General features: G+C 74.3%; 15 protein-coding genes, 3 tRNA genes and 1 pseudogene. 8 read left to right on the top strand and 11 right to left on the bottom strand.

The window, feature by feature from the left end; translation table 11 throughout:
• Window positions 1-63: 63 nt before the first annotated feature.
• Window positions 64-3732 (bottom strand): hybrid sensor histidine kinase/response regulator, encoded by a 3669-nt coding sequence (locus OG618_RS18700; RefSeq protein ID WP_329488658.1) that lies wholly within the window; start codon window positions 3730-3732, stop codon window positions 64-66.
• Window positions 3733-3908: 176 nt separating this feature from the next.
• On the opposite strand from OG618_RS18700, the gene OG618_RS18695 reads away from it, so the two are divergent.
• The 6 genes from OG618_RS18695 to OG618_RS18670 all read left to right on the top strand — a co-directional run bounded on the left by OG618_RS18695 (window position 3909) and on the right by OG618_RS18670 (window position 10776).
• A tRNA-Ser gene (locus tag OG618_RS18695) sits at window positions 3909-4002 on the top strand.
• Between the two features lie 217 nt (window positions 4003-4219).
• Window positions 4220-4295 (top strand) — tRNA-Arg (locus OG618_RS18690).
• Window positions 4296-4328: 33 nt separating this feature from the next.
• Window positions 4329-4404 (top strand) — tRNA-Arg (locus OG618_RS18685).
• Between the two features lie 618 nt (window positions 4405-5022).
• A complete protein-coding gene (locus OG618_RS18680; RefSeq protein ID WP_329488657.1) occupies window positions 5023-8277 on the top strand; it encodes an Ig-like domain-containing protein in 3255 nt (1084 codons plus the stop codon).
• 184 nt (window positions 8278-8461) lie between these two features.
• Window positions 8462-9718: an SPFH domain-containing protein gene (locus OG618_RS18675; protein WP_329488656.1), complete on the top strand. Its 1257-nt coding sequence runs from the start codon at window positions 8462-8464 to the stop codon at window positions 9716-9718.
• Complete coding sequence (locus OG618_RS18670) at window positions 9715-10776, top strand: C40 family peptidase (RefSeq protein ID WP_329488655.1); 1062 nt, start codon at window positions 9715-9717, stop codon at window positions 10774-10776. Before OG618_RS18675 ends, OG618_RS18670 begins: the two co-directional genes overlap by 4 nt.
• Before the next feature lie 64 nt (window positions 10777-10840).
• Here OG618_RS18670 and OG618_RS18665 read toward each other — a convergent pair whose 3' ends face one another.
• Window positions 10841-11806 carry an aldo/keto reductase gene (locus OG618_RS18665; RefSeq protein WP_329488654.1) on the bottom strand — a complete coding sequence of 322 codons (966 nt, stop codon included), beginning with the start codon at window positions 11804-11806 and terminating at the stop codon, window positions 10841-10843.
• Window positions 11807-11997: 191 nt separating this feature from the next.
• On the opposite strand from OG618_RS18665, the gene OG618_RS18660 reads away from it, so the two are divergent.
• Window positions 11998-12198 carry a hypothetical protein gene (locus OG618_RS18660; RefSeq protein WP_329488653.1) on the top strand — a complete coding sequence of 67 codons (201 nt, stop codon included), beginning with the start codon at window positions 11998-12000 and terminating at the stop codon, window positions 12196-12198.
• Between the two features lie 54 nt (window positions 12199-12252).
• Here the strand turns inward: OG618_RS18660 and OG618_RS18655 are convergent, their stop codons facing one another.
• From OG618_RS18655 to OG618_RS18620, 8 genes and pseudogenes are all read right to left on the bottom strand, one after another.
• Window positions 12253-13290, bottom strand: coding sequence for an endo alpha-1,4 polygalactosaminidase (locus tag OG618_RS18655; RefSeq protein ID WP_442906818.1), 1038 nt, complete (start codon window positions 13288-13290; stop codon window positions 12253-12255).
• 22 nt (window positions 13291-13312) lie between these two features.
• A complete protein-coding gene (locus OG618_RS18650) occupies window positions 13313-14008 on the bottom strand; it encodes a spherulation-specific family 4 protein (protein WP_329488652.1) in 696 nt (231 codons plus the stop codon).
• The gene (locus OG618_RS18645; protein WP_329488651.1) at window positions 14005-14910 is read right to left on the bottom strand and encodes an NAD-dependent epimerase/dehydratase family protein; all 906 of its coding nucleotides are present in this window, start codon (window positions 14908-14910) and stop codon (window positions 14005-14007) included. Before OG618_RS18645 ends, OG618_RS18650 begins: the two co-directional genes overlap by 4 nt.
• Before the next feature lie 134 nt (window positions 14911-15044).
• A pseudogene (locus OG618_RS18640) lies at window positions 15045-15752 on the bottom strand (nucleotidyltransferase family protein); the annotation flags it as partial.
• 73 nt (window positions 15753-15825) lie between these two features.
• The gene (locus OG618_RS18635; protein ID WP_329488650.1) at window positions 15826-16818 is read right to left on the bottom strand and encodes an SDR family NAD(P)-dependent oxidoreductase; all 993 of its coding nucleotides are present in this window, start codon (window positions 16816-16818) and stop codon (window positions 15826-15828) included.
• Window positions 16819-16895: 77 nt separating this feature from the next.
• Window positions 16896-18428 (bottom strand): hypothetical protein, encoded by a 1533-nt coding sequence (locus OG618_RS18630; protein WP_329488649.1) that lies wholly within the window; start codon window positions 18426-18428, stop codon window positions 16896-16898.
• Window positions 18429-18501: 73 nt separating this feature from the next.
• Window positions 18502-20019 (bottom strand): GT4 family glycosyltransferase PelF, encoded by a 1518-nt coding sequence (pelF, locus tag OG618_RS18625; protein ID WP_329488648.1) that lies wholly within the window; start codon window positions 20017-20019, stop codon window positions 18502-18504.
• Window positions 20020-20125: 106 nt separating this feature from the next.
• Window positions 20126-22483: a hypothetical protein gene (locus tag OG618_RS18620; RefSeq protein WP_329488647.1), complete on the bottom strand. Its 2358-nt coding sequence runs from the start codon at window positions 22481-22483 to the stop codon at window positions 20126-20128.
• 413 nt (window positions 22484-22896) lie between these two features.
• On the opposite strand from OG618_RS18620, the gene OG618_RS18615 reads away from it, so the two are divergent.
• Window positions 22897-23895, top strand: coding sequence for a tyrosine-protein phosphatase (locus tag OG618_RS18615; protein WP_329488646.1), 999 nt, complete (start codon window positions 22897-22899; stop codon window positions 23893-23895).
• Window positions 23896-23923: 28 nt separating this feature from the next.
• Here the strand turns inward: OG618_RS18615 and OG618_RS18610 are convergent, their stop codons facing one another.
• Window positions 23924-24850: an RNA polymerase sigma factor SigF gene (locus tag OG618_RS18610; protein ID WP_329488645.1), complete on the bottom strand. Its 927-nt coding sequence runs from the start codon at window positions 24848-24850 to the stop codon at window positions 23924-23926.
• Between the last annotated feature and the right edge of the window lie 184 nt (window positions 24851-25034).

The following is a 25034-nucleotide window of genomic DNA, read 5'->3' as shown; positions in this document are numbered from 1 at the left end:
GACAGCGGCGGGAACAGCCGGGCCCGGGGGCCGGCCACCACGGGTGGCCGGCCCCCGGTCGTGTCAGCCGGCGGCCGCGACGCCCGCCTCGCCCATCGCGCCGATCCGCCCGAGCAGGTCGACGATCCGGGACTGGACGTCGGCACTGGTGGAGCGCTCGGCGAGGAACAGCACCGTCTCGCCGGTGCGCAGCCGGGGCAGTTCGCGCGGGTCGAGGTCGACCGAGGTGTAGACGACCAGCGGGGTGCGGTGCAGCCGGTCGTTGGTGCGCAGCCAGTCCAGCAGGCCGACCCGGCGGCGGCGGATCTGGAAGAGGTCCATCACCACCAGGTTCGGCTGCACGCTGCTGGCGCGGGCGACGGCGTCGGTCTCGTCCACCGCGTGCTCGACGTGCATGCCGCGCCGCTCCAGGCTGCTGATCATGGCGGCGGCGATGTCCGGATCGCCCTCGACCAGCAGCACCCGGGGGGCGTGGTTCTCGCCGTCCCGGGGGGCGAGGGCGCGCAGCAGCACGGCGGGGTCGGCGCCGTACGCGGCGTCCCGGGTGGCCTGGCCGAGGCCCGCGGTGACCAGGACCGGGACCCTGCTGTTGAGGGCGGCGGTGCGCAGCGACTGCAGGGCGGTCCGGGTGATCGGGCCGGTCAGCGGGTCGACGAAGAGCGCGGCGGGGAAGCCGGCGATCTGGGCGTCCACCTCCTCGCGGGAGCGGACGATCACCGGCCGGTAGCCGCGGTCCTGGAGGGCCTGCCGGGTGGCCGGGTCGGGCTCTGGCCAGACCAGCAGCCGGCGCGGGCCGCCGTCCCCGGCCGGGACGGGGCGTGCGGGGTGCTCGACGGGGTCGTCGTGACCGGCGGCGGGCAGTTCGGCCATCGGGCGCGGCGCCGTCCTGGCCTCGGGCGCGGCGGGCAGCTGCGGTGCGGCGGCCGGCGCCGCCGGGGCGGCCTGGAAGGCCTCGGCCGCTCCGGCCGGAACGCCCGTACCGGAGCCGCCCGGAGCACCGGGGGCGCCGAGCGGGCGTGGCGGAGCGAGCTCGGCCAGGCCGGTGCCGACCGGCTGCGGGCCGTCCGGGCCGGTCGTGGCCGGTCCGTCCGAGCCGGCGGCGGGCAGCGCGGGCCGGGCGAGCTCCAGGGCGCCGGGAGCGCCCTCGGCCGATCCGTGCGCCGACGGCGGCTGCGCGGCGGCCTCCCGCGCCTCGGTGTCGGTGTCGGGGCCGGGCGGAACGGCCAGCCGGCGGCGCCGGCCGGTGGGTGGGGCGGCGGGCGGCTGGGGCGGGGCCGGCGCGGGACCGGCGGGCAGCGCGTGCTCCAGCCCGGGGTAGACCGGGGCGGACTCGGGCATGCCGGGCAGCGCGAACCCGCCCGACGAGTCCTCGTTGGCCGGCAGCGCGCGGCGCCGCCGGGACGGCTTCGGCGCCTCCGCGCCGTCGCCCTCCGCGCCTGGCCGGCCGAAGGCCTCGGCTCCGGCCGGAATGCCCTCGGCCGGAACGCCCTCGGCCGGGCCGACCGGTACGCCGGTCGCCGGGGTGCCGCCGGCCGGCGTACCGGCGGCGGGGGTGTCGGCCGGAGCCGGAGGGGCGGGGTCGGCGGGTGCGGTGCCGGGCCCGAGCGCGAACGGGCCGCGCGGCGCCGCCGGAGCGGCCGCGGCGGGCTCCTCCGGGAGGCCGTCGACCGGCACCGCGTACGCCGTGCCGGACCGGCCGTCGTCCTTGCCCCACGGGTCGCTCGGCTGGGCGGTGGTGGCGCCCACGCCCTGGCGCCCGTAGGCGGGGTCGTTGCCGGTGCCGTTCCACTGCTCGGGGACGGCCCGCTCGACCCGTGCCGGGGCGTTCGGCCAACGGTCGGCGGCGGCCGCCGCGTCGGCCTCGGGCACGGCCTCGGGTTCGGCCGCCGGCCGGCCCCGGCGCCCGCGCCGCTCGGCCACCGGCGGCTGCGCCGGCTCCTCGTTCACGGCCTGCTCCGGTCCGGGGGCCGGGTCGGACGCCCCGGCGGGTGCCGGGCCGTCGGCCGCTGCCTTCTCGGTGTCGTCCTCGGGGCGCCGGGCCGCGGGCAGCTGCGGGATGCCCGGCAGGTCGGGCAGCACCGCGCTGTCGCCCTCCTTGGGCCGGTCCGACCGGCCCTCGGCCGAGGCGCGTTCGGCGGCGGCCTTCGCCGCGACCGGGTCCAGCGGCAGCTCGACGACGTACGTGGTGCCGGCCTTGCCGGGCAGCTCGTGCGGCTGGAGCACGCCGCCGTGGCGCTCGACCACCGTGCGGGCTATCGGCAGGTGGACGGGGCTGCCGCCGCGTCCGGGGCCGCGGATCTCCACCCGGGCGACGTCGCCGCGCTGGGCGGCCGCGAGCACCACCATCGGGGCGTCGCCGTCGGCCGGGGCCGGCGCGGCCGTCCCGGCGGGGTTCAGTCCGGGGGAGCCGACGGCGGGCGGGGCGTCGAGCGAGAGCGCCACCCCGCTGACGTCGGCGACCAGGTGGGCCAGCGCCTGGGCGAGCCGCTCCCGGTCGGCGATCACCTCGACGGCGGCGGCGTGCACGGAGAACCGCACCCGACCCGCGCCGACCAGCTCGCCCGCGTGCTCGACGGCCTTGCGGATCACCTTGTCCAGGCCGACCGGCACCCGGTCGGCGGCGGGCTTCGCGCCGTCCTTGTCGTCGGCCGGGCCGCCGGCCGCGTTCTCGGCCTCGGAGCGCTGGTGGGCCAGGACGCCGTCGATCAGCTTGCCGAACCGCCGGCACTCGTCGGCCAGCCGTCGCAGCGTCCAGTTGGCCTCCGGCCAGAGCTGGCCGGCCGGGTCGGCGGCGAGCGCGTCGATCCGCCGGTGCAGCGCGGTCAGGGCGCCGCCCAGCTCGCTCTCCAGGACGGCGGTGAGGTGTTCGTTGCGGGCGACGAGGGCCAGCTCGCGGCTGCGGTCGGTGAAGGTCATCACCGCGCCGACGAGCTGGTCGCCGTCGCGCACCGGGGCGGTGGTGAGGTCGACGGTGACCGGACGGCCGTCCTTGCGCCAGAGCACGGTGCCGCGCACCCGGTGCTTGCGCCCGGAGGTCAGGGTGTCCAGCAGCGCGGACTCCTCCAGCGCCAGCGGGGTGCCGTCGGCCCGGGAGTGCTGGATCAGCGGGTGCAGCTCGCGCCCGCCCAGCTCGCTCGCCCGGTACTCCAGGATGTGCGCGGCAGCCGGGTTGACCAGCACGCAGCGGCCTTCGAGGTCCACGCCCAGCACGCCCTCGGCGGCGGCCCGCAGGATCATCTCGGTCTGCTTGTGCTGACGGCGCAGCTCCGCCTCGACGCCGAGCCGGCTGGAGAGGTCGCGGACCAGCAGCAGGAGCAGGTCGCTGCCGGAGGGCCGGGAGCCCTCGCGGTACGGGTCGTAGGGGACGAGCGGGGAGAGCGCGTAGCCCCGCCCCTCGCTCGCGCCGTCGTCGGCGAAGTCGTTGCCCGAGACCTCGACCGGGAACGTGCTGCCGTCGGTACGGCGGGCGGTCATCCGGACCGGGCGGTCGAGGGCGTCGTCCTCGCGCGGTTTCGGCCGCATCGAGCCGGGGATCCGGCTCGGGTCGAACTCCGGCAGCAGGTCCAGTACGCCCATGCCGACCAGTGAGGTGCCGGGTGTCTGGAGCGCCTGGACCGCTGCGCTGTTGGCATCGACGACCGTGCCGTTGCTGTTCACCAGCAACAACGCGTCGGGCAGGGCGTCGAGTATGGCGGCGAGGCGAGCAGCGCCTCGGATCGGCCTGCTGCTCACGTCGACAGGTCTCCTCGGCTCAGGGCAGCTCCTCCGGAGAAGGCAGTATCTCATTCTTCTTTGCGGCGGGGACGACCCGCCTAGTAACGTTGGCGGTGGTTGGTGCCGGGCCCTCGGGTTGTGGCATCATCACTGGCACACGGAGCGAGTCCGCCACGCGGGCGCGATCCATGTGGGGAGGCTTCGCCTAGTCCGGTCTATGGCGCCGCACTGCTAATGCGGTTTGGGTCTTAAAGCCCATCGAGGGTTCAAATCCCTCAGCCTCCGCCAGTCGGGAGCCCCGTCGACGATCACGTCGGCGGGGCTTCTCGCATGTCCGGGGCCCGGTCGGGGCCGGGCCGGACGCCGAGCGCGCCCGGTCGCGGAGGGCCGGGGGATCGGGCCGCCGCCCGGTCGTTCCGGGGCCCGGATCAATCGATTTCGCCCCGCGTCGCAGGTCATGTAATGTTGTCCCCGCAACGCCCCGCTGGCACGTTCACCAGGGCGAGCGCTCATAGCTCAACGGATAGAGCACTTGACTACGGATCAAGAGGTTGCAGGTTCGAATCCTGCTGAGCGCACCAAACCTTCGCAAGACCGGGTTCCGCCCGGCACTTGCGCTCATAGCTCAACGGATAGAGCACTTGACTACGGATCAAGAGGTTGCAGGTTCGAATCCTGCTGAGCGCACCAGCGAGAAGCCCCCGGCCACCGGCCGGGGGCTTCTCCGTTTCCGGGCGCGTGTCGGCCGTCGGTCCCGCGCGGCCCGGGCGCTCGGCCCGGCTCCGAACCGCCCGGCCGTCCGCCGCGGCCGGACTGTGGGCTCCGGGTTCCGGCTTCCGGGCGGCCGGGCCGAGGGCGCCACGGCCGGGCTCGGACGGCTGCCGGTGGAGCCCCTCGGCGAAGCCGGCCCCGTGGTCGAACGGTCGCGAAGTCGCTGGCGGCGTGGATAGGTGCGGGCGCCGGCTCCGCCGGGCGCACCGGTCGTTCGCACCGATCGTTCGCACCGGGCGTTCGCGCTGATCGTTCGCACCGGTGGTGCGCAACGGGAGCGCTCGACGCACGGTCAGGTACCGGTCCGCGGCACCCGATCGGAATCCCCCGGATTCCCCGCGATACGCCGCTAATGGATGAAATCCATTCCCTTCGGGTACATCCTTTCCTGTCGGTCGGATGACCGCCGAACGGGTGGGACCCGGCCGATAGCGCAGGTGTCGCAGTATGACCGGCCCAGGATCGTGATTCCGTTTTGTCAGATCTTGTGCCCAGACTGCCCGGCCACCCCGGCAGCCGATACCGAAGGAGAGCCGGATGAGCCGACAGTTCCCCCGCGATGCCGCCCTGTCCGCCCCGGCCCCGGCCCGGCCCGCGTACCGGACGGGAGGAATGCGGCGGCCGCGTCTGGTGGCGGCCGGTGCCTCGGCGGCTCTGGCGGCCGCACTGCTGATCGGCTGGAACCCGCCCACCTCCGCCGCCCAGCAGTCCCCCGACACCTGGTCGGGGGACCGGAGCGCCGTCCTTCCCTCCGGCCTCACCGTCCACATCGATTTCTCCGCCGCCCCGGGATTCGACGTCGCGGCCGAGCCGGGGGAATTGGCCGAGCGGTTCGGCGGCGGTCGGGCGGCCGCCCTCTATACGGACGGACTGCGGCCCGGAGATCCCGCGCAGACCTTCCGGATCACCGACAACCGTCCGCAGACGGACGGTTCCTGGCGCACGGTCGGAACACTCGGCATCGCCTTTTCCCGGCCGGTCCGCAATCCCCGCCTGCACGTGAGTGGACTCTCCGCCGTCGCCACCGGAAAGGGCGGGGCCACCAGCACCGTCTCGCGTCTGTCGCTCACCGGTGGCTCACCGGGCGCACCCGCCCTGGTCAACCGGACCGACTGGCCGGGCTGGACGGTCGACGGCAACAGCCTGGCCCCCGCCGGGGCGGGCGCCGCCGCCGAGGCCGAGGCCGGATCCGCCGCCGAGGGCAGCCTGGAGCTGGCCGGGACCTTCCGCACCGCCGTCTTCCGGGTCGAGCAGCGCTCCACCGCCCGGGCCGACTCCACCGCCGCGCCCGCGCCGGCGCCGCTCCTCCAGGCCTACACCGTCACCCTGGACGAGGGCGTCGGCACCGCCCCGCAGGGCTACGACAACGCCTCCCACCTGCTCTCCGACCTCTTCCTCGGAGCGGACGCCGGCGGCGCCGCCCGGCTCGGCCGGCGGGCCGCCACCACCGGCACGACCCCGCTGGTGCCGCCCGCCACCCCGGCCGGGAGCACGGACGCGGCAGGCGAGCCGGTGGTCCAGCTCGACCACGGCGCCGGCCGGCGCAGCGTCTTCTCCAGCCCGGCACCGCCCCGGCTCCAGCCCGGGCGCGGCGAGTACCAGGGCGGCGACCCGGCCGTCGGCTACCCGGCCGAGGCCGCGATCGGCCGGTACTACCGGGTCACCGTCCCGGTCGCGGTGGGCGGCGCCCCCGCCACCCTGGCCGGCTGGATCGACTTCGACCGCAACGGCCGGTTCGACCCCGCCGAGCGGGTGCAGACCGAGGTCCCGGCCACGGCGGACAGCGCGACCCTGGAGTGGACCGTCCCCGCCAACGCGTCGTCGGGGGAGACCTGGGCCCGGCTGCGGATCGGCCGCGACGCGGCCCAGTTGGTGTCGGCCGGCGGCTTCGCCGACTCAGGGCAGGTCTCGGACCAGCGGATCAGGTTGACGGTCGGCGCCGCCCGGCCGGAGATCGCCACCCCGGTCGACGGCACCGTCGTCGCGGACGCCCGCCCGCAGGTGCGCGGTGAGGGGGCGGTGGCCGGAGCGACGGTCGAGGTGCGCGACGGGGACGCGGTGGTCTGCAAGACCCGGGTCGAGAAGGGCGGCGACTGGTCCTGCCGGCCGAGCGGGCCGCTGACCGCGGGCGCGCACACCCTCACCCCGGTCGAGACCACCAGTGGCGGGCTGGTGCTGCGGGGCGATCCGGTCCGGATCACCGTGAAGACCGCCCCGCCCACGGCTCCCGTGCTCACCCTCCCCGAGTACACCAACGACCCCGGCCTCCAGCTGACCGGCACGGGGGAGCCGGGCAGCACCGTCTCGGTCACCGACCGGCCGGCCGGGGCACGAGGCGGCGCCGGCGGCGGTACGGGCGGCGAGCTGTGCAGTACGGCGGTGCGGTCCGACGGCGGGTGGTCCTGCCTGCCGGTGGAGAACCTGCCGGACGGGCGCCACCAGCTGACGCCGAACGCCGTCGACGCCGCCGGGAACCGGACGCCGGGCCAGGTCTTCACGCTGGTCGTCGACACCGTGCCGCCGGACCGGCCGGTGCTGACCACGCCGGCGGCGGGCGAGACGGTCCGGGTGGCGCGCCCGAAGCTGGGCGGCCGGGCCGAGCCCGGGGCCCGGGTGATCGTCACCGCCCGGGCCGGCAGCTCGGCCTCGGCGGAGCGGATCGTGGCCTGCGGTGTCACCGCCGCCGTCGACGGCAGCTGGACCTGCGCGGCCAACCGTGACCTGACGGACGGCGAGCAGTGGCTGGTCGTCACGGCGACCGACCTGGCGGGCAACGGGACGGCGGCGGACGCGGTCACCGTCCGGGTCGCGGCGGCCGTCCCGCCCGCGCCGGGGACGCCGTCCCCTTCGCCGTCCCCTTCGGTGGCCTCGCCGTCGCCCTCGGCACCGGCGTCCGCTCCTGCGGCGGCGGCGACCGCCCCGGCGGTTCCGGGGCCCGGCGCGCCGTCACCGTCCGCTCCCTCACCATCTGTTCCCTCGCCGTCCGTTCCCTCGCCGTCCGTTCCCTTGGCGTCGGGGCCGGCGGTCGCGGTGCCGTCGCCGGTGGTGCCGTCCTCCGCGCCCGCCGTGGTGGCGCCGTCCGCGTCCGCGGCGGCTCCGGCTCCGGCGGCGGCTCCCACACCGCCCGGGCCCGCCGTCTCGCCGTCGGCCGACCGGCCTGCGGCGACGGCCCCCGCCGTGCCCGTGCCGACGGTCTCGCCGTCGGTGCCCGCCCCGCCGAGCCCGTCCGTCCCCGCTGCCCCGACCGCCCCCGCCGCCGAGGCCGTCCCGGAGCCCGTCCTGCCCGGGTTGCTGCCGATCGTCGTCCCGCCCGCCGCCGGGACGGTGCCCCCGGCCAGTGCGAGTGCGGGCCCGAGCGCCGGACCGGCCCCGAGCCCGAGTGCCGGGGCGTCCGCCTCCGGTGCGACCGGCACGGCCATCCCGGCAGCCCCGGCGACGCCGACCTCACCGGCCGCTTCGGCAACTCCAGCCACTTCGGCCGCCCCGTCGACCGCCCCCACCGCGGCCGTCCCCACAGCCGCCGCCGCCGCCACCCCGACCGCCGGGGTCGCGCCGGCGGTGCCCGCCGGGCAGGTCTCGCCCGAGACCTCCCGGGCCCTGGCCGCACCCCCGGCCGAGCAGTCCGCGGAGCCCTCCCCGGAGAGCGGGGCGACGCAGGCGCAGCCCGCGTCCGACCACTCCCGGTCGGAGGGCTGGCGCGCTGGGCTCGCAGGTCTCCTGCTGCTGCTCACCGGGGTCGGCCTGATCACCCGCCGGGTCCTCGCCCGAGGCCCCGGCGCCCGACGACGCTGAACCGCTCCGACCATCCGCTCATGTGCCTGCGCGTCAGATCGGCTACGGATGATTCGTCAGTAAATGTCGACACGCTCTATCGCAAATGTCGCATTTGATGACGTATGAACTTAGCCTGACTCTGGCACTGCCCGTCAGATCCGGGCCGCCCGTTGCGCGACACACCGAACCCGAGGATCCGTGCATGGACGTCACCCGCGATTCTTCGCAGCGACCCGACAATCTGCCCAAGGCGTTGCCGCCGACCCTGCGGGAACGTTCCGCCTCCGGCTCCAGCCCGATGGCGAGGGCGCCCAAGACGGGCAAACCCGTCGACAACGGGCCGGCGACCACGCCGCTGGCGGTCGTCCCCGGTCCGGCGGTCACGCCGGTCGACCTGCGCGACCCGCTGGAGACGGCGGTCCTGGAGGCGGTGGAGCTGCCGGAGGCCACCCCGGCCGGCGCGGTCACCGCGACCACCTCCCGCCGGCCCCCGCGCGCCGACCAGGCGCTGCGCGAGCACGGAGCCGCGGTGCTGCCCGGCTGGATCGCGCTGCTGGCGCTGCTGGCGGGGGTGACCGCCGTCGTGCTGGTCCTGCTGAACGACGGCGTCATCCCGTCCTGGGAGGCGCTGCCCGATCTGCGCGGTGCCGCCGCGCGAGCCACCGGCGGGGTGGAGGTGACGGTGCGGTCCGGCATCGCGGTCAGCGCGGCCGGTCTGCTGATCGTCCTCGCGCTGGCCGGGCTGCTGGCCAACGCGGGCGGTGAGACCCGGGTGCTCAGCCGCTGGGGCCGCTACCGCGGCACCGTCCGGCGCACCGGTCTGGTCTGGGTCAACCCGCTGCTGCGCCGGCGCCGGGTGGACGTGCGGCTGCGGCACTGGCGCAGCGAGCCGGTCAAGGTGGTCGACCGGACCGGTACGCCGATCGTCGTGCGGCTGCTGATCGTCTGGCGGGTCAAGGACACCGCCCGGGCGCTGCTGGCGATCGAGGACCACGAGCACTACCTGCGCGAGCAGGTGCAGGCGGTGCTGACCCGGACGGCGTCCATGCTGCCGTGCGACAGCAACGCGGCCCCCGGCCCGGCGCTGCGCGACGGCCAGTGGTTCGCCGACGAGCTGACCAGGGCGCTGGCCGCCGAGGTCGCCCCGGCCGGGCTGGAGGTCTACTCGGCGCAGCCGCTCGCGCTGGACTACGCGCCCGAGGTCGCCGAGTCGATGCGCCGGCGCCGGCTGGCCGACCTGGACGCGGGCCTGCGCACGGTGCTGGTGGACGACGCGGTCGAGGCGGCGGCGCTCGCCGTCCGCCGGCTGGAGCGCGCGACCGCGCACGAGCTGGACGAGGCCGCCCGCAGCGCTCTGATGGAGCAGTTGCTGGTCGCCTTCGTCGCCCCGGCCGGAGTGGCCGCTTCGGTACCGTCCCCGGCCGCCCGGGCCGGGCGGAAGGAAGGACGACCGGCATGAGGATAGCCATCGGCACGGAGAGCGGTTTCGAGACCGACGTCGAGGCCGAGTTCGAAGCCGAGTTCGAGGCGGAGTTCGCCGGTGCCGGCGCCGCGCTGATCGGTTTCGAGGAGACGCTCGGCAGCATCCCCGCCGTGGCGGGCTGCGGCTGCCCGAACTGCGCGGCCCGGCCGCGCACCGCCCGCCCGGCGGCCGGGACGTCCGGTGGCGCGCGAATACACCGCGCCGTGCGGACCACCTGCCTGGCCACCACCGTGCTGGCGGGAGCCGGTGTGGTCGGTCTGACGGCCGGTGCCGGGTCCGCGCACGCCGCGCCCGGCAAGCAGGGCTGGGACGGCTCGAAGTACTGGTTCAAGGCCGCGAACGGCGCCTGGCGTTGGACCGGCCACTACGACGTCTACGCCGCCCGTACCGGCGCGACCGGCGCGTCCGGGGGATCCGGGGGATCCGGCAAGGCGGCCGTCTCCAACGGCGCCGCGTCCACGCCGGCGCCCACCTCGTCGAGCGGGTCGTCGAGCGGGTCGTCCTCGGGTCTGCGGCAGGGCTGGGACGGCTCGAAGTACTGGTTCAAGAACGGCAGCGGCGAGTGGCGGTACACCAGCCACTACGACATCTACCTCAGCCGCACCGGCGGGACCGGCGGCGGGTCGGACCCGGCGCCCGACCGGCCGGCCGCCGGGAGCGGGCCGTCCTCCCGCAGCACGCAGTCGGCGATCGACTACGCACTCGCCCAGCTCGGCAAGCCCTACGTCTGGGGCGGTGACGGCCCGTCGGGCTTCGACTGCTCGGGGCTGGTCCAGCAGGCCTACCGGCGCAGCGGCATCAGCCTGCCGCGGGTGGCGGACGACCAGTACGCGGCCACCACCCCGATCACCGCCGGACAGCTGCACCGCGGTGACCTGCTGTTCTGGTCGGACAGCGGCCGGGCTTCCGGGATCCACCACGTGGGGATCTACCTCGGCGGCGGGAAGTTCGTCGAGGCGCCCCGGCCGGGGAAGACGGTGCGGGTCTCCACCCTCAGCAGCGGCTTCTACCCGACCCATTTCGGGCGCCCGTAACGGCGCGTCCGGCGCGGCGGCCCCCGAGCGGATCGATTCCGCCGGGGGCCGCCGCGCGCCGGGGTCAGGCGGAGGCGGCGTCCAGCAGGGCGAGCTGCTCCGGGGTGAGGCGCAGCGAGGCGGCGGCCAGCAGCGGCGGCAGCTGCTCGACCCGACGGGCGCTGGCGATCGGCGCGGCGACCGTCGGGCGGGTGGTCAGCCAGGCCAGGGCCACCGTGGCGATTTCCGCCTCGTGCTCGGCGGCGACGGTGTCCAGCGCCTCCAGCACCTTGGTGCCGCGCGGGTCGGCCAGGTAGCGGGAGGCGCCCTCGGAGCGGGCGCTGGCCACCTCACCGCCGCCGAGGCGGTACTTGCCGGTCAGGAAGCCGGAGGCTAGGGCGTAGTAGGGCACCGTGGCCAGGCCGTGCGCGGCGACCACGTCGGCGAGCGGGCCCTCGAAGGTGGCGCGGGAGACCAGGTTGTAGTGCGGCTGGACGGCGACGTACGCGGCCAGGCCCTCGCGCTCGGAGAAGGCCAGCGCCTCGGCGAGCCGCTCGGCGCCGATGTTGGAGGCGGCGATCTCGCGGACCTTGCCCTCCTTCACCAGGTCGTCCAGCGCGGTGATGAACTCCTCCACCGGGGTGTCGTCGTCCTGGTGGGTGTAGTAGAGGTCGATGTGCTCGATGCCGAGCCGGCGCAGTGAGCCCTCGACCGAGGACTTGATGGTGGCCGCGCTCAGGCCGCGCGCCTCGGGGTGGAGGCCGACCTTGGTGGCGATCACCAGGTCGTCGCGGTTGCCGCGGCTGCGCAGCCAGTCGCCGATGATGCTCTCGGACTCGCCGCCGGTGTTGCCGGGCACCCAGGAGGAGTAGGTGTCGGCGGTGTCGACGAAGTTGCCGCCGGCGGCGGTGTAGGCGTCCAGGACGGCGAACGACTGCTGTTCGTCGGCCGTCCAGCCGAAGACGTTGCCGCCCAGGGAGAGGGGGTGGACGGCGAGGTCGGAGGTGCCGAGCCGGACCCGGCCGGGGGCGTCACTGTGGATTCCGGTCATGACTCGAGTCAACCGGATCGCCCGGACCGGCATTCCGTGGTCGCGGCAGAGTTCACGTGCCTGTCGTACTCGCCCCGCCCCGGCCGCCCGCCCGCCCGCCCGCCCGGCCGGGCGGGCGGGCGGCCGGGGCGGGGCGCCGGAGGAGGGTCCGGGGTGTCGGCGGGGTCGGCGGATTCGTTAGAGTCCGTGCCATGGCTGACAACGACTACGACCCCGCCGGCAACACCCAGATGTTCCGGGCGTTCGTCGACGAGACCCCGGCACCCCAGGCTCCGGGCTCCGTCTCCACCTATGGCAGCAGCAGCGGCGGCAACCGGACCGGTCTGATCGCCGTGATCGCCGTCGTCGCGCTGGTCGTGGTGGGCGCCGTCATCTGGCTGGCTGTCAAGTAATCCGTCCGACGGAGTGCCTGGCGGGCCGGTACGCCCTGCTGCCCCGACGGGGCCTCAGCAGGGCTTCCGCCAGGCGTCCAGCTCCAACTTCTTCTGCATAGAGCTGAGGCCCAGCGACTTGGTCCGGGCACAGAACTTCTCCGTGCCGAGCTTGTACTCGACGTGGAAGACCGCCTTGCCCGCCTGGATGAAGGGCGAGAGCCGGGCGCACTCGTCGAACTGCGCGCACTCCTCGTTCACGGCGAAGTCGAAGTCGGGCAGCAGGGCGGGGATCTGGTCCAGGTCGTTCTTCAGGCCGATCGCCATGCCGCGCTCATGGGCGAGCGAGGCCAGCATGCGGTTGTACCGCAGCTGGTCCTCGGCGGTCAGCGGGAAGCCGCTGTTCTGGTTGTAGGCCTCGATGGTGTCCGGTTCGACGGCGTCGAAGCCCTTGCTCCGGCACATGTCGAATCGGGCCGCCATCAGCGGCTTCAGCTGGTCCAGCTTGCGGATGTCGAACCACTTCTCGCCCTTCCAGCCGTTGCCGGAGCCCTGGAGGGCCTTGGTGAAGGCGGCGGCGTCGGGGCGGAAGTCCTCCCAGGAGCCGGCGTTGATGTAGCAGATCACCTTCCGGCCCTTGGCGTGCAGGGCCGCGACCACGGCGGCGTCGGTCTCGAAGCCGTCCACGTCGTAGACCGGGACGTCCACCGACTGGTCGACCCCGCCGCCGAGTTGCCACTGCCAGGCGAGGCCGGGGGTGGGCTGCCAGCGGGCGCCGGCGGGCTGCGCCGGCGTGCCCGGGGTGCCGGGCACCGAGGGGGTGCCCGGGGCCGGCGGCGTGCCCGGTGTTCCCGGGTCGCTCGGCGTGCCCGGGGTGGTCGCGGGCGCCGGGGTGCCGGGTGTGCCGGGGGCGCTCGGTGTCCCGGGGTCGGTCGTCGCGGGTGCGGACGGGGTGCCCGGGACGGGTGCGGCGGTGGCCGCGGGCGGCTGGGAGCCGGTGGCGTCGGCCGAGGTGTCGTCCTCGTCCTCCTGGCCCGAGCTGCTGCACGAGGTCAGCACCAGGGCGGTGGTCAGGGCGAGGGCGGCCAGCAGGGGCCGGGTGGGACGGGTCACGGTACTCGAACTCCGGGTGGGGTCAGGTCGGTTCGGTGACGGCCAGGGCATGCGGCAGGGTGCTCCAGGGGTTCTCCCCGGCGCCCGGGACCGCGCAGCCGACGCCGGCCCGGCGGGCGGTGATCAGCGCGGCGGCCTCCCCGGCCTCCTCGGCGGGGACGTCGTACACCAGGTGGCAGAACCGGGCGGCGGCGTGCCGGCCGGTCCAGACCGGCAGGGTCATCGCGCGGTACGCCTCCCAGTCCCCCTCGAAGGTGACGAGCAGGTCGGCGAGTCCGACCTCGGCGTAGCCGGGATCGGGGTGGTCGCCGTGGCCGAACACCACGGTCGCGCAACCGGCGGCGCGGGCCGCGGTGGCGAGCCGCCGGTAGTGCGCCAGCGCACCCGGGTGGGTGGCGACCTGGTCGAGGTAGACGCCGGTGATGCCGTGTCGCTGACGGTACGTCAGGATGTCGTCGACCACGGCGGCGTGGGGTCGTCGGCCGTAGTCGGTGTCGGCGTAGCCGAGCAGCGGGAGGCCCGCCTTGCGCAGCTCGTCGGCGGCCTCGGCGAAGACGTTGTCGGGGACGGCGCCGGGGCCGTCGGCCAGGTTCAGCACGACGGCGGCGATCCGGCCCGGGTCGGCGGCGGCGACCGCCTGCCAGGCCGCCGGGTCCACTGCGGGGTGGACGTACAGCGGCACCAGCAGGCGGCCGTCGACAGGGCTCGCGCCGGTCATCCGGTGACCAGGGGATCGGTGCTGAGCCAGAGGTCGCGCAGGGTGTCGGCGAGGTCCGTCTCCGGGTGCCAGCCGAGCTCCCGGGCGGCCGCCGAGACCTCGGCCTGCTGCCAGGAGACGGCGGCCGAGCGCTCGGAGCCGGCGCCGCTCTCGTCGATCCGGCCGGTGAACCCGGCCGCGGCGGCCAGGCCGTCCGCGATCGCCCGGACCGGCTTCGCCCGCCCGGAGGCGAGGTTGAGCACCCGGGGCAGCGGGTGCTCGGCGGCGACGGCCAGGCCGACCGCGCGGGCGACGTCCCGGGCGTCGACGAAGTCGCGGTGGGCCGAGAGGTCCCCGACCTGCACCACGCCGTCGGCGCCCTGCGGCGCGGCCCGGCGCAGCTCGGCGGCGAGCCGGCCAGGCAGCGAGCCGGCCGGTGCGCCCGGTCCGACCGGGTTGAACACCCGCAGCACCACGGCGTCCAGCGGCGAGCCGGCCACCGCGAGGGAGCCGGCCAGCTTGGTCGCGCCGTAGACGCCGACCGGGCGGGCGTCGGCGTCCTCGGCGAGGGAGCTGCCGGGCTCGCAGACGCCGTACTCGCCGGCCGAGCCGATGTGCACCAGCCGGGCCTTCGGCGCGCCCTGGGCCAGGGCCTCGCAGAGCACGGCCGGGCCGCGCGCGTTGACCTCGGCGAGCGTGACCGCGCTGCCGGACACCGCGCCGGCGAAGTTCACCACCGCGTCCGGGGCGAGCGCGGCCAGTTCCTCGCCGAGCGGACCGGCCTGCGCGGTGGCGAGGTCCAGGCGCAGGTCGTGGTCGGGCCGCCGCCCGGCGGTCAGCACGGTGGCTCCGGGCAGTGACCGCAGGACGGTGGCGGCGTGCCGGCCGAGGAAGCCGTCCACGCCGAGCAGCAGGATTCTCACGCGGCCCGTCCGTCGTTCTCGGGGCCCGTCGCGGCCGAGGCCGTCGGCTGCCCGTCGGCGGCGTCCGCCGCGGTGCGGGCGGCCGGGACCGCCGCTCCCGGGCTGTTCGGCACGGCGTACAGGCCCTCGGGCTCGCCGGGGAGCAGCACCGAGCGGTTGAGCGCGAACTCGGCGTTGGCCCGGTCGTAGTCGTCCGGGCGGCCGATGTCGAGCCAGTAGCCGCCGAACTCGTAGGCGGCCGGCGGGGTCTGCGCGGCGAGCAGGTCGAGCACCAGCTCGTCGAAGCCCAGCGGCAGGCCCGGGGTGTAGGCGGCGAGCGCCGAGCGCGACACGCCGTAGACACCCATCGAGACCCGGTAGTCGATGGTCGGCTTCTCCTGGAAGCCGGTGATCGAGCCGGACTCGGTGGTCAGCACACCGAAGTCGATCTTGACCTGGCGGGCGTAGGTGGCGATGGTGAGCGGCGCCCCGGAGGACTCGTGGTGCTTGAGCACCCCGGCGAAGTCCAGGTCGGTGAGGATGTCGCCGTTCATCACCAGGAAGTGCTCGGGCAGCCGGTCCTGCATGGTGAGCAGCGGGCCCATGGTGCCGAGCGGGCTGTCCTCGACGGCGTAGCCGACCCTGAGCCCCCACTGGGAGCCGTTGCCGACGTAGGCGCGGATGATGTGGCCGAGGTGGCCGATGGCCAGGGTGACGGAGGTGAAGCCCGCCGCGGCGAGCTGGCGCATCACGATCTCCAGGATCGCGTGCTGGTCGCCGATCGGGACGAGCGGCTTGGGGAGGGCGGTGGTGTAGGGACGAAGGCGAACGCCCTTGCCACCGGCCAGGATCACTGCGTGCATGGTGTTTCCCCCACGGAAGTATGGTGCGACAGGAGCCTTGTGGTTGCCGGTGCTGCCAGTGAGGTGCGGCAGGTCAGACGTTGTAGATGTCGGTCTTGTAGCGCGCCAGGTTGGCGGGGTCACGGAAGAACTCGATGGTCTGCTCAAGGCCCTGCTCCAGGGAGAACTCCGGGGCCCAGCCGGTGGCCGTGCGCAGCCGGGTCGCGTCGGCGACCAGGCGCATCACCTCGGAGTTGGCCGGACGGATGCGCTGCTCGTCCTCCTTCACCGTGAGGTCGGCGCCCATCAGCTTGCCGATCAGGACGACCAGGTCGCCGACCGAGATCTCGCCGCCGGTGCCGGCGTTGAAGGTCCTGCCGACCACGGTCTCGGCCGGGGCGGTGCCGACCGTGCGGAAGGCGTTGGCGGTGTCCTTCACGAAGGTGAAGTCACGGGTCGGGCGCAGGTCGCCCAGGGTGATCTCGCGCTCGCCGGCGGCCACCTGGGCGATCACGGTGGGGATGACGGCGCGCATCGACTGGCGCGGGCCGAAGGTGTTGAACGGGCGCAGCGTGACGACCGGGGTCTCGAAGCTCGCGTAGTAGCTGTCGGCGAGCCGGTCCCCGCCGGCCTTGGAGGCGGCGTACGGGGACTGGGTGTTGATCGGGTGGTCCTCGGTGATCGGCACGGTCTGCGCGGTCCCGTAGGTCTCGCTGGTGGAGGTGTGCACCAGGCGCGGCACGTCGAGGTGGCGCACCGCCTCCAGCACGTTGAGGGTGCCGGTGACGTTGGTGTCGACGTAGGAGTGCGGAGCCCGGTAGGAGTACGGGATCGCGATCAGGGCGGCCAGGTGGTAGACCGCCTCGGTGCCCTTGACCAGGCCGGTGACGGAGCCCGGGTCCCGGACGTCGCCGAGGACGATCTCGACGGAGTCCAGCACCTCCTTGGGGAGGGTCTCCAGCCATCCGAAGGAGGAGAAGGAGTTGTACTGCACCATGGCGCGGACCTGATGGCCGTCCGCGACCAGGGTCTCGACGAGGTGGGAGCCGATGAAGCCCTCGGCTCCGGTAACGGCGACGTTGCTCATCCGGTAGATCGCTTTCTGCTCTGGTACGGGTGGGGACGGCTGGGCGCGGAACGGTGGTGACCCAGCACTGGGGTGGTTCAGCGGTGCCTGGTGGTGCGGCCGAGCACGGGCCCGGCGATGGCGGTGAGGACCGCGGCCGCGGCCCCGCAGCCGATCAGCTGCAGGACGGTCGGGTCGACACCGGTCAGCAGTCCGGCGCACTCGGCGCCCGCGGCTGCCAGACAGATCAGGGCGGTGCTCCAGCTGAACCCGAAGGCGTTCAGCAGCAGCGCCAGCCAGAGGGAGCCGCCGAGCAGCAGCAGCGCACCGAGCTCCGGGACCCCGAGCGCCGGGGCGCCGGGCCAGAGCACGGTGGCGGCGGCGTCCAGCGCGGCCACGGTGGTGAGGTAGATGAACAGGCAGCCGAGCAGCACGCCGGCGGTGCGGCGGGCGAACGCGGCCGGGGTGTGGCTGGTCCGCAGCCCGGCCACGGCCATCGCCCGGTAGCGGAACAGCAGCCACTCGGCGAGCCCGAGGCTGAGCGTCAGCGCGATCATGGCCGGCCCCGTCGGGCTGGCGGACGCGCCTTCCGCGGCCCCGGTGCGGACCGCCTGGTGGACGGTCGTGCCGAGGCCGGCGATCATGGTCAGGGTGCCGACGGCCAGGCCGAACAGCAGGTGCGGCACCTCCTTGCGGAGCGGGAGCCCGAGCACCGTGGTGTCCTGCTCGCTGCGCAGACAGCGGACGATCTCCCGGCCGGCCAGGCCCACCGCGAGCGCGAGCGAGGCCAGCAGCACGACCGTCCGGACGAGTTGCGGCACGTCCACGGCCAGCACCACGCCGGCCCCGATCGCCGACGGTGCCAGTGCCACCAGCAGGAACTTCTCCCGCCCGAGCACCAGCAGGACGGTGGCCGCCGCCAGGTAGCCGGACTGCCCGGCGGCGAAGCAGAGCGCACCGAGCGGACCGCCGATCACGTACCCGGCGACGGCGGCGACCAGTGCGCCCAGCGGTGCGCCGACCGCCAGGCAGACGCCGGCCGCACGCCGCCGGCCGCGGCCCAGCCAGGCGTACGAGCGGTGCGCCAGCGCCTGGTTCCACGACCAGCTGACCAGGGTGGCGACGGAGAGCGCGAGCATCCCCGAGGGGAGGCCGAAGCGCATCCGGGTGGCCGCGAACAGGTTGGCGCCGAGCAGGTAGCCGAGGCCGGGCAGGGCGAACACCAGGCCGCGCACGACGCACCGCCAGGGGTCGGCCCGCCAGGGGTTGGCGAACTCGGAGCTCGGGCCCGGGTAGCGGCGCTCGACCTTCTCGAACAGCTCCTCGGCGACGGTGAACGCGTCGGGGCGGCCGTACAGCAGCCCGGCCTGCTCGTCGGAGAGGCCGTCGGACTCCAGGAAGGCCGCGATCTCGTAGGGGTGGACGGCGTCGGCGCAGACGTCGGCGAGCCGCTCGGCGAGCTCGTCCAGCGGGTCCGGGGAGAGTTCCAGCTGCTCCTCGGGCTCGGGGACGGGCCGCTGCGCGGGCAGTACGGGCCGGCGGCGCCCCCTCGGGAGGGTGCGCAGCTGTACGGTCTGCTCGGCCCAGTCGGGGCCGGCCTCGTCGGGCACCAGGCGGAGCGGGCCGCTCATGCGCCCACCTCGCTTCGCTCGGCGGCCGCTTCGCGGGACGCGCAGCTTGTGATGGTTCGCTCCCTGCGGTCGTTCACGCGCCCACCTCGCTTCGCTCGGCAGCCGCTTCGAGGGGCACCGGGTCGTCCCAGTCCGCGTCGGACGCGCCGTCGGTGACGGCGACGACGCCGTTCGGCAGCCAGCGGGAGGTGCCCAGCAGCTCGGTGTAGATGCCGCGGAAGCCGTCGATGTTCTGGCGGAGCGTGAACTGCTCGATCACCCGCAGCCGGGCCTGCTCGCCGAGCCGGGCCCGGCGCTCCGGGTCGCGCAGCAGCTCGACGGCGGCGGCCGCCATCGGTTCGGGTTCGCGCGGCGGGACGACCAGACCGGTGTCGCCGACGGCCTCGCGCACGCCGCCCACGTCGGTCGAGACCGTGGAGCGGCCGCAGGACATCGCTTCGATCAGGGTGAACGGGAAGCCCTCGCTGATGCTGGAGAGCATCACCACGTTCCCCGCCGCGTACGCGTCGGTGATGTCCGCGACGCGGCCTTCGAAGGCCACCGAGTCGGCGACGCCGAGCTCGGCGGCCAGGGCTATGCAGCGGTCGCGGTAGGCCTCGCCGCCCTTGGGCGTGCCGCCGAACAGCCGCAGCCGCGCGTCGGGTATCTCGTCGCGGACGATCGCGAAGGCGCGGATCAGCGTCTCCAGGTCCTTGATCGGGTCGACCCGGCCGGCCCAGCTGAGGGTGGGCGTCTCGGGCTCCGGCCCGGCGGGCGGGAAGGCCGCCGGGTCCACGCCGTTGTAGACGGTGCGGATGTGCGCGGACGGCGTGCCGCCGCGCTCCTCCCAGCGCCGGTTGTACCGGTTGCCGGGAGTGACCAGCGCGGCCCGCCGGTAGCTCTCCTCGGCGAGCATCCGGTAGAAGCCCAGCAGCAGCGCCTTGACCGGCCAGCGGTAGGGGCCGGTGCGGTAGCCGAGGTAGCGCTCGCGCAGGTAGATGCCGTGCTCGGTGAGGAGAAACGGTACGCCGTACTGCTGCGAGGCGATCAGTCCGGGCAGGGTGGCGAGGCCGCCGCTCGCCGCGTGCGCGACGCCGTCCTGGGGCGGCTCGACCGACAGCGGGCGCAGCGCGTGCTCCAGCAGGTCGGTGGCGTTGAGCGCGTCGTGCAGGGTGGGCCGGGAGACGCCGGTGGAGAGGTAGTCGCGGGTCCAGACGTGCTGGAGGGTGCGCAGGGCGCGCTCGCTGCGCAGCGCCGGGCTGAGCAGCCCGCGCCGGGCGAGGTCGGCGAAGCCGTACAGCTCGGTGCCGAAGTGGGTGGTGTAGACGGGGTCCAGGATGGAGTGCAGGAAGCGCTCGTACGCGTTGAGGAAGCGGCGCATCTCGCGGCCGCGGGGTGCTCTGCCGTCGGCGGCAGGGCCCCAGAGCGGTGCGGTCGTGACGGACCGCACGTTGGCGGGCAGCTCCCAGGCCAGCGGTTCGTGGCCGGTCCCGGTGACGGCGATGACGTCGAAGTCGACGTCCGGCATGCCCTGGACGAGCTGGTCGCACCAGACGCTCACGCCGCCGTGCTGGTGCGGGTACGTCCCCTCGGTGAGCAGGGTGACGCGCATTCCTGTCCCCCCTCCTGTCCTTGCGTCAAGCGGCCGGCCTCGACGGCCGGGCCCGGTGGCCGGTGGTGGGGCGGGCCGTCGCCCGTCCCACCACCGGTGTCACCTGTTAGCGGGTGCCGGACTGGCCGGCGGTCTTCTTGGTCGGGTCGGCCTTCCCCCCGGAGGCCTTGCCGGTCTGGGCGCCGCCCTTGGCGTTGCCCTTGGTGCTGCTCTTGCCGGCCGTGACGCCCTTGCCCGGCACCGGGACCCCGCTACCGGGGACCAGCGTCGGGGCGTCGGTCCGGGCGGTGTCGCCCGGGCCGGCCGGGACGGCGTCGGCGGTGCCCTGGGGCACGACCTTCTTGTCGGCCGGAGCCGGAGCGGTCAGCGTCTTGGCGGTGTTCGGCGCGGCGGCCGGAGCCGCCGGGGTGACCGCCGCGGCCAGCTTGAGCTGGACGCTGCTCTGGAGCGCTCCGGGCTTCACCCAGCCGGACAGCGTACCGGCGTAGGCGGTGCCGAACGCACCCGAGCCGATCGCGAGCTTCTGGGTGGTGCCGGTCGGCATGGTGGCCTGCACCTGGACGCCGGCCGGAGCGCTCACCGTGACGGTGTCGCCGACCCGGTAGGCGGTGACCTGGCCGGCGGTGAGCGCCGCGTTCCAGGCCGCGCGGCGCTGGAACTCGGCGCCGAGGTCCTTCTGCGCCAGGTTCACGATCGGCGCGTTGTCGGCGTGCAGCGCGCGGTAGGTGGAGAGGATCTTCTCCAGCACCGGGTAGACGATCCGGTCCTCGGACAGGTTCGACTGGTGGATGAAGTGCGGTCGCGGGTCGTTGCTCAGCACGTGGCCGAGGTCGATCCGGGCCTCCAGCGGCACGATGTACGACTGGTAGCCGGTGTTCACGTCCAGCGGCGTCGGCAGGCAGGTGGAGTTGGCGTTGTTCTCGCAGACCCCGCTGCCGCCGTTGGCCACGCTGGTGTAGATCCAGTTGTACTCGTCCGTCTCCTCCTTCGCCGTGGCGGCGTTGTAGAAGACGTTCATCGGGTACCGCGGCACGGTCAGCACCGACGAGCCGACGGCCCGCTGGCCGGTCTCGCGGGAGGCGTCGCTGGCCGTCCACTTCACGCCGTTGGCGACCAGCGAGGGAGCCAGGTACGGGTTGTCGCTGGTCTCCTGCGGAGCGGTCAGCAGGCCCGAGTGCTCACCGGTGACCAGCTCGGTCTTGTCGATGTGCAGGTTGCGCGCCGCGGCCCAGTCGATGTTGTTCTTGATCTGGGACGTGATGGTGGCCTGGTCGACCCAGACGGTGTTGCCGGCGGTGTCCTTGGTGCACTTCCACGGCACCACCGAGACGTCCTGGAGGCAGCCCAGGTACGGGTGGGTGTAGGTGTGGTTGACCCACCGGTAGCTGGTCTGGTCGGCGACCATCTGGTCCACCACCGGGTCGGTGGTGACGGAGTGGTCGGCCTTCCAGTCCTCGCTGCCGCCGCCGTTGAACACCATGTCCATGGTGAAGTTGTTGGCGGTCTGCCACTGCTTGGCGTACTGCGCGTCGGCGACCGTCATCCGGATCGGGTCGGCCGTCTCCGGGGTGCCGGGCGGGCAGGTGACGTCACCGGGGGTGCACTTCAGCACGGTGTCCCAGCGGTCGTCCGCCAGGAAGACGTCGTCCACGTGGGCCGCGAAGTAGTTGCGGTCGTAGCCGAGGTGGACGCCCTGGGTTATCCAGTCGACTATGCCGCGCGCCAGCAGGCGGTACTGCTGCTGGTACTGGTTGTAGACGAAGGTGACGACCAGCTCCTTGCGGCCGTCGTGGCTGTACTCGCCGACCAGCGAGCCCTTGGTGGTGGTGCCCGGGATGGTCGTCTCGACCAGCGGGGTGAAGCTCGCACCGGCCGGCAGGGTGGTCAGCGGGGTGGCGAGGAAGCCGTAGCTCTCGCCGACCGCCGGGTCGTTGTCCTCGAACGGGACGCTGCCCTTGAGGTAGCCGAACGGACCCGCGAGACCGGCCGTGGAGACCTGGCCCTGGAAGCCGTCGAGGCTGCCCATGTAACCCGGGTCGGCGGCGTAGTTCAGGCCGACCTCCGGCCTGGCGTAGGTGTACGCGTCGACCTGGCGCACGCCGAACGCCGCCTCGTAGGCGGCGATCGCGGCCATCTCGGCGGAGCCGGCCGCGAACGGGTTGTCGTTGGGCAGCACGATGCCCTGGAACTTGCCGCGCGGCTGGCCGTTGAGGCTGTCGCTGAGGAAGGCCGCATTGATCACCGGGCGTCCGGCGTCGTTGAGGTCGACCAACTTGTACGGGGTGCCCTGGCTCTTCAGCTCGGCCGCGATGGCCGCCGAGGCGGGGCCGCCGTCGCTGATCACCAGGACCGTGAGGTCGATCCTGGGTGCTGCGGTGGCACCGTGTGCGAGGGATGACTGCAGGCCGCCGGCCAGCAGGACTGCTGCCGCGCAGGCGGCAACTCTTCGGGTCGCTCGACCCATGTGTGTTCCTCCCCTGGGCAGGGCGCTTTCGCTGCTCGACGCTCGCCTGCCCGGTCGCTGTTCGCGGGCAGCAGGCTGCCCGGCGCCCATCCTGGTGGAGACTCCGCACCGATTGGGACCAAATGGGCAGGAGTGCAGCGAATCTGTTACCAACGTTCATGGCGATGCCATGAAGGCGCTGATTGTGACCGGAAGAGCGCCTGTTGCGCAAATAATGAATTGAGAATTAAAAACGGCGCCGGAGCGTTACCGCTGGTCACCGACCGTGCGGTGATGACATGTATGCCGCGCCCTACACTGGCGGCGTTGCGCATGACACTCTTGCACATCCCCCTGTTCCGTCGGGCAGGTTCATGCAATATCGCGTCGGGTTGTGCCACGGCACCGCTCGAATATCCAATGGAGGCCGCCGCGTGACCGAGCAGCAGACCGAGACCGCCGCAATCGAGGCCCTGCGGAATGCCGTGGGGACGTCGGTGGAGGGCGACCGGGACGGTGCCCGGGAAGAGGTCCTGGAGCCCGCTCCGGAAGCCGCCCAGCAGGCCCGGAGCCTCGGCCTGCGGGGCGCCGTCAACGCCCGCGATCTCGGTGGCTACCGGACGGCCGACGGACGGGTGCTGAAGCACGGCGCCGTGCTGCGCAGCGACGGCCTCAACCGCCTCACCGACGAGGACCTCGACCTGCTCGCGGCGCTCGGCCTGCGCCAGGTCGTCGACCTCCGCAGCCTCGACGAGGTCCGCGAGGCCGGCCCCGACCGGGTCCGCGGCCTGCCGGTGGCCGTGATCGCGGCCGCTGAGCTGTCCGCCGCGCCCATCACCGTCGAGCGCACCGCCCCGGACGGCGTGACCCTGCACCACCTGCCGGTCTTCGCCGCGGATTTCGACATCTACGTCGCGTTGCGCGACGCCCTGGCCGACCGCAGCCCGGAGAAGCAGCGCGCCCTGCTCGGTGACGGCCGGGCCGCCGCGATGATGACCGGCCTCTACCGGTGGTTCGTGACCGACCCGGTGGCCCGCGAGCGGTTCGCCACCGTGCTGCGCCTGCTGGCCGCGCCGGACGGCGCGCCGCTGCTGTTCCACTGTTCGGCCGGCAAGGACCGCACCGGGTGGACGGCGGCCGTCCTGCTCACCGCCCTCGGGGTGGACCGCGAGACGGTCTTCGCCGACTACCTGCTCACCAACGAGCGCTCCGCCGCGATCGTCGAGACCATCGTGGACAGCTTCGGCACCCGCGGCCTGATGCAGGAGCCGGAGCTGCTGCTCCCGGTGTTCCGGGCGGAGCGTGACTACCTGGAGGCGGCCTTCGAGGAGGTCGAGGCCGGCTGGCCCGACTTCGCGTCGTTCTGGCGGGACGGCCTGGGCCTGGACGACGCCGTGCTGGCGGGCCTGCGGGCCAACCTGCTCGTACCCTGAGTCGCCCCGGCCCGGCCCGGGCCCCGGCTCACCCCTCGCTGATCAGGCCCTCGCGCAGCTGTGTGAGGGTCCTGGTCAGCAGTCGGGAGACGTGCATCTGGGAGATGCCGATCTCCTCGCCGATCTGCGACTGGGTGAGGTTGCCGAAGAACCGCAGCATGATGATCCGGCGCTCGCGCGGCGGGAGCTTGGCCAGCAGCGGCTTCAGCGACTCGCGGTACTCCACGCCTTCCAGCGCGAGGTCCTCGTAGCCGAGCCGCTCGGCCAGCGGGCCGTCGCCGTCCTCCTCGCCGGGGCTGGAGTCCAGGGAGCTGGCGGTGTAGGCGTTGCCCACCGCGAGCCCCTCGACCACGTCCTCCTCGCTGACGCCGAGGCAGACGGCCAGCTCGGCGACGGTGGGGGAGCGGTCCAGCTTCTGGGCCAGGTCGTCACCGGCCTTGGTGAGCGCCAGCCGCAGCTCCTGCAGTCGCCGGGGCACCCGGACCGACCAGCTGGTGTCCCGGAAGAAGCGCTTGATCTCGCCGACCACCGTCGGCATCGCGAAGGTGGGGAACTCCACCCCGCGGTTCGGGTCGAACCGGTCGATCGCCTTGATCAGGCCGATCGTGCCGACCTGGACGATGTCCTCCATCGGCTCGTTGCGGCTGCGGAAGCGCGCGGAGGCGTACCGGACCAGCGGCAGGTTGAGCTCGATCAGGGTGTCACGGACGTAGGTGTGCTCGGCGCTGTCGGCCTCCAGGGCGGCGAGCCGCTGGAAGAGCGAGCGCGAGAGCGTCCGGGTGTCCAGCCCGGGGCCCGGCGGCGCCTGCGGCGCGGCGGCGGCGGCCTCCGCGGGGTCGATCTCGGCGACGGACGGTGCGTCCGGGCCCCGCTGGAGCGGGATCCGGTCGACGGCGACCGCGGTGCCATGGGCCTGACCAGCGTGGATCTCCGCAGTGCCCAGGTCTCCGGACATGCACCCACCCCCTTGTGACTGACAGTTGAACGGATTCCGTCGCGCGGTGGTTCCCGAGGACGCCCTCCCCCTGCATACCGGAACACGGTCCCCGGCAAACCCGAAGGTCGCAAGACGTCACGCGGCGGTAACGCGCAGCAATCCCGGGCGGGCCCAGTGGTTCGCGGTGTTCTGTCCGGGATTG

Source organism: Kitasatospora sp. NBC_01246 (assembly GCF_036226505.1).
Lineage (GTDB): Bacteria > Actinomycetota > Actinomycetes > Streptomycetales > Streptomycetaceae > Kitasatospora.
This window is presented reverse-complemented; position numbering and strand designations above follow the sequence as displayed.

Excerpts from the sequence above, each read along its gene's own strand:
- OG618_RS18680 (WP_329488657.1), top strand. The coding sequence starts at position 5,023 with ATGAGCCGACAGTTCCCCCGCGATGCCGCCCTGTCCGCCCCGGCCCCG.
- OG618_RS18675 (WP_329488656.1), top strand. The coding sequence starts at position 8,462 with ATGGACGTCACCCGCGATTCTTCGCAGCGACCCGACAATCTGCCCAAG.
- OG618_RS18670 (WP_329488655.1), top strand. The coding sequence starts at position 9,715 with ATGAGGATAGCCATCGGCACGGAGAGCGGTTTCGAGACCGACGTCGAG.
- OG618_RS18665 (WP_329488654.1), bottom strand. The coding sequence starts at position 11,806 with ATGACCGGAATCCACAGTGACGCCCCCGGCCGGGTCCGGCTCGGCACC.
- OG618_RS18660 (WP_329488653.1), top strand. The coding sequence starts at position 11,998 with ATGGCTGACAACGACTACGACCCCGCCGGCAACACCCAGATGTTCCGG.
- OG618_RS18650 (WP_329488652.1), bottom strand. The coding sequence starts at position 14,008 with ATGACCGGCGCGAGCCCTGTCGACGGCCGCCTGCTGGTGCCGCTGTAC.
- OG618_RS18635 (WP_329488650.1), bottom strand. The coding sequence starts at position 16,818 with ATGAGCAACGTCGCCGTTACCGGAGCCGAGGGCTTCATCGGCTCCCAC.
- OG618_RS18630 (WP_329488649.1), bottom strand. The coding sequence starts at position 18,428 with ATGAGCGGCCCGCTCCGCCTGGTGCCCGACGAGGCCGGCCCCGACTGG.
- pelF (WP_329488648.1), bottom strand. The coding sequence starts at position 20,019 with ATGCGCGTCACCCTGCTCACCGAGGGGACGTACCCGCACCAGCACGGC.
- OG618_RS18620 (WP_329488647.1), bottom strand. The coding sequence starts at position 22,483 with ATGGGTCGAGCGACCCGAAGAGTTGCCGCCTGCGCGGCAGCAGTCCTG.
- OG618_RS18610 (WP_329488645.1), bottom strand. The coding sequence starts at position 24,850 with ATGTCCGGAGACCTGGGCACTGCGGAGATCCACGCTGGTCAGGCCCAT.